The sequence below is a fragment of the Methylophaga sp. UBA1464 genome (assembly GCF_002325665.1).
Classification (GTDB): domain Bacteria; phylum Pseudomonadota; class Gammaproteobacteria; order Nitrosococcales; family Methylophagaceae; genus Methylophaga.
On sequence record NZ_DCSO01000069.1, the window covers coordinates 432 to 2699 of the forward strand.

Genomic DNA, 2268 nt, shown 5'->3' on the forward strand with positions numbered 1-2268 from the left:
AACCGGGACGACCTGTAGTTGCTACATAAAAAGCTTTTTTGATGGTCTCCGCCAGATCGTTAATATCTTTAACTAAAAAGTTATGTTTAACGCATGGACGTGTAATACCAACGGAATCCACTTCCTGGAAAGCATCACTGCCGATGTTGGCCGTGGCTACCTGACCAGTAATAACCACCATTGGAATGGAGTCCATATAAGCAGTAGCAATACCGGTAACCGCATTTGTGGCACCAGGACCTGAAGTTACCAGCACCACACCGGGCTTACCGGTAGCGCGCGCATAACCATCTGCAGCATGAGTCGCTGCCTGTTCATGGCGCACAAGGATATGCTTGACCTCTTCCTGGTTATACAGCGCATCATAAATATGCAGCACTGCACCACCCGGATAGCCAAACAAATACTCAACCCCTTCGTCTTTTAGACAATGGACCAGAATCTCGGCACCGCTTAATTCCACGTCTTCCTCTCTCGTATCGCTAACGCGATCTGCTTCAAAATATCAAACGGGTAAAGTTACTGTGAATGCCCGTCAAGGTCAAGAAAAACCACCTTCTGATGCTACCTTTCTATTCAACGCAAAACAATTTTTCAGCAGCAAAAGTAAATAGCTATGGCATAATTTGCTGTATGACAAAACAAGCAATGAACACGATTACGATTACTCAGCCTGACGACTGGCATCTTCACTTGCGCGATAATAAAGCATTACAACGCACCGTTGCCGATACAGCAAGATGTTTTAATCGGGCCATCGTCATGCCCAATCTGCGTCCACCGGTCACCAATGTGGAACAGGCCGCTGCCTATAGAAAGCGAATCCTTGATGCCCGGCCAGCAGCGTCTGACTTTGAACCATTAATGACCTTGTATCTGACTGATAATACTCAGCCTCAGGATATTGTCGAGGCTAAACAAGCTGGTTTTATCAAAGCAGTGAAACTTTACCCTGCTGGCGCGACAACCAACTCAGATGCTGGCGTAACCAATATCAGCAACTGTTATAAAACACTGGAAACCATGCAGCAGGCTGGCATGCCTTTATTGCTGCATGGAGAAGTCACGCACAGTCAAACCGACATCTTTGATCGTGAAAAAGTTTTTATCGATGAAAAGCTGATTCCGTTATTACGTGACTTTCCGGAACTGAAAATTGTTTTTGAACATATAACGACAAAAGATGCGGCTGATTTCGTTGCCCAGGCCAGTAATTTTGTGGCCGCGACCATTACACCTCATCATTTGCTGCTAAATCGTAACGATATGCTGGTAGGCGGAATCCGACCCCATCATTTCTGCTTGCCTGTACTCAAGCGCAATACCCATCAGAAAGCATTGATTGTCGCAGCCACCAGCAGCAATCCAAAATTCTTCCTGGGAACCGATAGTGCGCCTCATACCCGCAACAGCAAGGAAAACGCATGCGGTTGTGCCGGAATTTACAGCGCACATGCAGCTATCGAACTGTATGCTGAAGTATTTGATACGCACGAATGTTTAGACAAACTGGAAGGTTTTGCCAGCTTCTATGGAGCAGACTTTTATGGACTGCCCAGAAACACCCGGCAAATCACGTTGCAAAAAGCGGATTGGCAGGTTCCCGACACGTTGGAATTTGCTGATGAGACATTGGTACCCATGCGTGCAGGTGAAAGTATTCGCTGGAAGCTCATTTAAAAAATCCCGGCCCTGTTACAGGCCGGGATTATTGATTTTAAACCGCAGAAAAAGCTTGTTCCAAATCTCCGAGAATATCATTGATATGCTCGATACCAATACACAGTCGAAGCATTTCGGGGGTCACTCCAGCTGCTTTGAGTTCGGCTTCTTCCAGCTGACGATGTGTGGTCGAAGCAGGATGACAGGCCAGTGACTTGGTATCACCAATATTCACCAGGCGTTTAACTAACTTCAACGCATCATAGAATTTAACGCCGTTATCAAAGCCACCTTTAATGCCAAAGGTCAGGATAGAGGACGGTTTCCCATTAAAGTATTTTTGAGCCAAATCGAAATATTTGTCCCCTTCCAGTCCAGCATAGTTCACCCACTCAACCTTGGGATGCTGCTGTAGATATTTTGCGACTGCAATGGCATTTTCACAGTGCCGTTCCATACGCAACGATAAGGTTTCGATACCCTGCAATAATAAAAAGGCATTCATTGGCGATAAAGCAGAACCGGTATTACGTAATGGCACTGTCCGCGCCCTGGCAATAAAAGCTGCTTCTGCAAACTGCTCGGTATAGACCACGCCGTGATAGG

Annotated in this window: 3 protein-coding genes; 1 reads left to right on the plus strand and 2 read right to left on the minus strand. The window is 46.3% G+C overall.

The genetic code is table 11. The features are described from left to right. A partial coding sequence (locus tag B3O33_RS08335; RefSeq protein WP_292363382.1) for a thiamine pyrophosphate-binding protein occupies window positions 1-463 on the minus strand: 463 nt, incomplete at its 3' end. Between the two features lie 170 nt (window positions 464-633). On the opposite strand from B3O33_RS08335, the gene pyrC reads away from it, so the two are divergent. Beyond that, window positions 634-1680, plus strand: coding sequence for a dihydroorotase (gene pyrC, locus B3O33_RS08340; protein WP_292359339.1), 1047 nt, complete (start codon window positions 634-636; stop codon window positions 1678-1680). A gap of 37 nt (window positions 1681-1717) precedes the next feature. Here the strand turns inward: pyrC and B3O33_RS08345 are convergent. Then, the coding region (locus B3O33_RS08345; RefSeq protein ID WP_292363383.1) for a PLP-dependent transferase at window positions 1718-2268 on the minus strand (551 nt) is incomplete at its 5' end.

Coding starts and splice junctions, on each gene's coding strand:
- pyrC (WP_292359339.1), top strand. CDS start 634: ATGACAAAACAAGCAATGAACACGATTACGATTACTCAGCCTGACGAC.